A 4632-nucleotide genomic window follows, 5' to 3' on the forward strand; every position below is an offset into this window, starting at 1 on the left:
CGCCGAACGCGGCCCGGTGGAAGGTCGCCAGGCGCGCGACATCGCCGCGCGACTGCGCGCCATGCTCGGCAACCTGGGCGACCTGCTCAACGGCCTGCTGGACATCTCGCGCCTGGACGCCGGCGTGGTGCCGGTGGCGCGCGAGCCGATCCCGCTGCACAAGCTGTTCGCCGACCTGCAGGAAGAATTCGCCGGCACCGCCATCGAGCGCAACCTGGGCTGGCGGGTGCGGGCGAGCCGGTTGTGGGTCGACAGCGATCCGCTGCTGCTCAAGCGCGTGCTCGACAACCTGCTGAGCAACGCCTTCCGCTATACCCGCAGCGGCCGTGTGCTGCTGGGCTGCCGGCGGCGCGGCCGCGAGCTGGAGATCCAGGTGATCGACAGCGGTGTCGGCATCCATGCCAGCCAGCAGGAAGTGATCTTCGACGAGTTCGTCCAGCTGCATAACGCCGAGCGCGACCGCAAGCAGGGGCTCGGCCTGGGCCTTGCCATAGTGCGTCACACCGCACGCCTGCTCGGTCATCCCTTGCGGCTGACCTCCCTGCCCGGCCGCGGCACCTGCTTCAGCCTGCGCGTGCCGCTGGCCGAGCCGCCACTGCAGGCGCCGCCATTGCCGGTCGCGGCCAGCCAGGGCGGGCCCGGCCTGGGCATCATGGTGGTGGAGGACGAACCGGACGTGCTGCACGCCCTGTGCAGCCTGCTGGAGGTCTGGGGGCATCGCGTCTACCCCCGCCGCAGCGCCCAGCTCGCCTGCCAGCGGCACATCGAAGCCAGCCGCAACGGCCCCGCGCCGGTGGACCTGGTCCTTTCCGATTACCGACTGGGCGACGGCCAGACCGGCGCCGATGCCGTCCGCCGCATCCGCAGCTACCTGTCGCGCAAGGTGCCGGCGCTGATCATCACCGGCGACACCTCTCCCGAGCGCATCCGCGAGGCCGCTGCCAGCGGCAGCCAGCTGCTGCACAAGCCGCTGGACACCGACCAGCTGCGTGCCGCCATCGCCGTCAGTCAGGAAGTGACCAGCCCCGTCTGAAACTCGTACCGGGCCTTGTTCCATGGGGCTTGCGCCGGTTCATCCAGGGCTAAAGTCGTCGCCTTGCCGGCCGATGCAATGGTGAAACGAACCGGCAGCAGTCTTCGTGCCTCACCCCTAGAGAAAGCCCACGCATGTTCAACTCGCGTTTGAAGCAGGAGCTGGCCGCCCTGCGTGAAGAGCTCGCCTCCATCGAGGAGATCCGCGCCAGCCTCGATCAGGAAATGCTCGTGCTGTTCCTCGACCCCCGCGGGCGCATCGAATCGGTGAACGCCAACTTCGAGAAGGAGATGCTCCACCGCGGCGACCAGCTCATCGGCCGTCCGTTGCTGGACCTGATTCCCGACCACGTCCGCGGGCTGGACTTCCACCTGAAGGTGAAGCACGCCATCGAGCGTGGCGAGCACCTCGCCGGAGTGATCCGCCTGCTGCGCGGCGACGGCGAGGAGGCCTGGCTGCGCTCGATCCTGCAGCCGGTGCATGACAGCGCCGGGGTGATCCAGCGCTTCTCGATCTACGCCAGCGACCTGACGCGCACCATCGAGAACTCCCGCGAGCACGAGAACCTGATCGAAGCGCTGCAACGCTCCACCGCGGTGATCGAATTCAACCTGCAGGGCGAAGTGCTCACCGCCAACGACCGCTTCCTCAATGCCATGGGCTACAGCCTGGCGCAGATCCAGGGCAAGCATCACCGGATGTTCTGCGAGCCGGCTGAATACAACTCGGCGAACTACGACGCCTTCTGGGCCAAGCTGCGCCGCGGCGAGTTCGTCACCGGTCGCTTCAAGCGCATCGACAACCGCGGCCATGAGGTCTGGCTGGAGGCCTCTTACAACCCGATCATCGATGCCCACGACCGCCTCTACAAGGTGGTGAAGTTCGCCACCGTGATCACCGAACAGGTGCACCGCGAAAACGCCGTTGCGCAGGCGGCGACCATCGCCTTCGACACCTCGCGCAGCACCGATGACAGCGCCACCAAGGGTGCGGCGGTGGTGCAGCAGACGGTGGAGGTGATGCGCGAGCTGGCCGACCGCATGCAGGAGGCCACCCAGGGCATCGAGGCGCTGGACCGCCAATCCCAGGCCATTGGCGCACTGGTGCAGAGCATCCGCAGCATCGCCGACCAGACCAACCTGCTGGCGCTCAACGCCGCCATCGAAGCGGCCCGCGCCGGCGACCAGGGACGCGGCTTCGCGGTGGTCGCCGACGAGGTGCGCCAACTCGCCTCGCGTACCAGCGCCGCCACCGAGGAAATCACCCGCGTGGTGGAACAGAACCAGCACCTGGCCGGCGAGGCCGTGGCCATGATCGACCGCGGCAAGCAGCAGGCCGAACTGGGGCTGGAGCTGTCCGGCCAGGCCGGCACGGTGATCATCGAAATCCAGGACAGCGCCCAGCGCGTGGTCAACGCCGTGGGCCAGTTCGCCAACCAGCTGTCCACCTGAGGCGCCAACCTGCGGCACGTCAACACGGCGTGCCGCAGCCTCGCCTAGGCTCCCGTCCGGCATTGCAGCTAGGCTCATTGCAGATGCGCCCCCTCGCCATCCAAGGACGACACCATGAGCACCACGCCCCTCCCCGACGTCATCCAGTACCTGCGCCTGCTGCCCGAGCGCGGCGGCTCGGACATGTTCTTCAGCGTCGGCGCGCCGCCACACCTGAAGGCCGAGGGCCACAGCCAGCCGGCGGAGGATCGCGTCCTTGCGCCCGGCGAGGTGAAGACCCTGGCCTGGCAATTGATGTCGCCAGCCCAGGCACAGGATTTCGAGCGCGACCTGGAGATGAACCTGGCGCTGAGCGTGCCGGACGTCGGGCGCTTTCGCGCGAACATCTACTTCCAGCGCGGCGAGGTGGCCATGGTGGTGCGCCTGATCAAGCAGGTGATCCCCGACGTCACCGCCCTGGGCCTGCCATCGATACTCGACAAGCTGGCGATGCAGGACCGCGGGCTGATCCTGGTGATCGGCGCGGCCGGGGCCGGCAAGTCGACGACCCTGGCGAGCATGCTCGACTTCCGCAACCGCCACCGCTCCGGGCACATCGTCTGCATCGAGGACCCCATCGAGTTCCTCCACACGCACAAGAAGTCGATCATCGACCAGCGCGAGGTCGGCCTGGATACCCACAGCTACGAGGACGCTTTGCGCAACGTGCTGCGCGAGGCGCCGGACGTGATCATGCTCGGCGAGATCCGCGATGCCGCCACCATGCAGCACGCGCTGCACTACGCCGAGACCGGGCACCTGTGCGTCGCCACCCTGCACGGCACCAGCTGCCGCCACGCCATCGAGCGCATCACCCGTTTCTTCCCCGACGAGGCGCGCCCGCAGGTGCTGGCCGACCTGTCGCAGAACATCCTCGCCCTGGTCGGCCAGCGCCTGGTGCCCGGCACCCACCAGCGCCGCGCCGTGGCAGTGGAACTGGTGCTGGGCACGCCGCACATCCGCGGCATCATCCAGCGCGACGAGTTGCCCGAGCTCAAGGGTGCCGTCGAACGCGCGCTGGAGAGCGGCATGCAGAGCTTCGACCAGAGCCTCTACAAGCTGCTGGAGGAAGGCCGCGTGAGCGTGGCCGACGCCCTGAAGTTCGCCGACTCGCGCACCGATCTCGCGCTGAAGATCAAGCTGGAGCGCGGCATGGACGACGACAGCATCGGGCCGGCGTTTGGTAACTGAGTTAGGCCCTGCTGCTTTTCGTAGGAGCGAGCTTGCTCGCGAACACAGCTCACCGGCGGGCGCGGAGTTAAGCGGTTCGCGAGCAAGCTCGCTCCTACGAGGATGGCGCGGGGCTTTGGTAGCGGGCCGGGGCCGCGCTCTGCGCCTACAAGCTGCACCTTACAGAAGCCCTTCCTGCTGCTTTTCGTAGGAGCGGGCTTGCTCGCGAACACAGCTCACCGGCGGGCGCGGAGTTAAGCGGTTCGCGAGCAAGCTCGCTCCTACAGGATGCCCTCGAGCAACGCCTCGATATCCACGCTTTCAGCCATCGCCCGATTGCCCGCATCGCTGGGATGCAGGTGATCGCCGCTGTCGTAGGCCGGCAGCAGGCGCAGGGGGCGCTGCGGATCGCGCAGGTGCGCATCCAGGTCCAGCACCGCGTCGAATTCGCCGCTGTCGCGAATCCACTGGTTCACCCGCTGGCGCAGCGCCTCCTTGTTGGCGGCGTGGTAGTGCTCGATCGGCGACCCGCTCAGGGCGCGCTCGAACGGCAGTAGCGTCGCGCCGACGATACGCACGCCGCGCACATGGGCCTGGGCGATCAGTTGCCGATAACCGGCGACCAGGTCCTCGTACTGCACCAGCGGATTGTTCGGCGCGAAGGTGCTGCCGGGCCAGGAGATATCGTTGATCCCCAGCAGCACGATGGCCACCTTCACTCCCGGCTTGCCCAGCACGTCGCGCTGGAAGCGCGCCAGGGCGCTCTGCCCCATGCCGTCGGAGAGCAGCCGTGCGCCGGAAATCCCGGCATTGATCACGCCGACGTTGTGCGCCGCCAGGCGCTGCGCCAGCAGGTCGGGCCAGCGCTGGTCGCCGTCGAGGCTGGCGCCCCGGCCGTCGGTGATGGAGTCGCCGAGCACCGCCACCACCGGCCGCGGC

The 4632-nt window shown here is 68.2% G+C and carries 3 protein-coding genes and 2 pseudogenes; 4 read left to right on the forward strand and 1 reads right to left on the reverse strand.

What is annotated here, in order from left to right; all coding sequences use genetic code 11:
• The 4 genes and pseudogenes from ACCC94_RS27875 to ACCC94_RS27890 all read left to right on the forward strand — a co-directional run.
• The coding region (locus ACCC94_RS27875; protein ID WP_413352828.1) for a hybrid sensor histidine kinase/response regulator at window positions 1–1033 on the forward strand (1033 nt) is incomplete at its 5' end.
• Between the two features lie 224 nt (window positions 1034–1257).
• Window positions 1258–1944: pseudogene (locus ACCC94_RS27880) on the forward strand (PAS domain-containing protein); the annotation flags it as partial.
• 99 nt (window positions 1945–2043) lie between these two features.
• Window positions 2044–2484 (forward strand): annotated as a pseudogene (locus ACCC94_RS27885) (methyl-accepting chemotaxis protein); the annotation flags it as partial.
• 114 nt (window positions 2485–2598) lie between these two features.
• Window positions 2599–3714 (forward strand): PilT/PilU family type 4a pilus ATPase, encoded by a 1116-nt coding sequence (locus ACCC94_RS27890; RefSeq protein WP_413352829.1) that lies wholly within the window; start codon window positions 2599–2601, stop codon window positions 3712–3714.
• A 260-nt stretch (window positions 3715–3974) separates the two neighbouring features.
• On the opposite strand, the gene ACCC94_RS27895 is transcribed toward ACCC94_RS27890, so the two are convergent.
• The coding region (locus ACCC94_RS27895; protein WP_413352830.1) for an SGNH/GDSL hydrolase family protein at window positions 3975–4632 on the reverse strand (658 nt) is incomplete at its 5' end.

It is taken from the genome of Pseudomonas sp. Pseusp97 (assembly GCF_047304025.1).
Taxonomy (GTDB): Bacteria; Pseudomonadota; Gammaproteobacteria; order Pseudomonadales; family Pseudomonadaceae; genus Pseudomonas.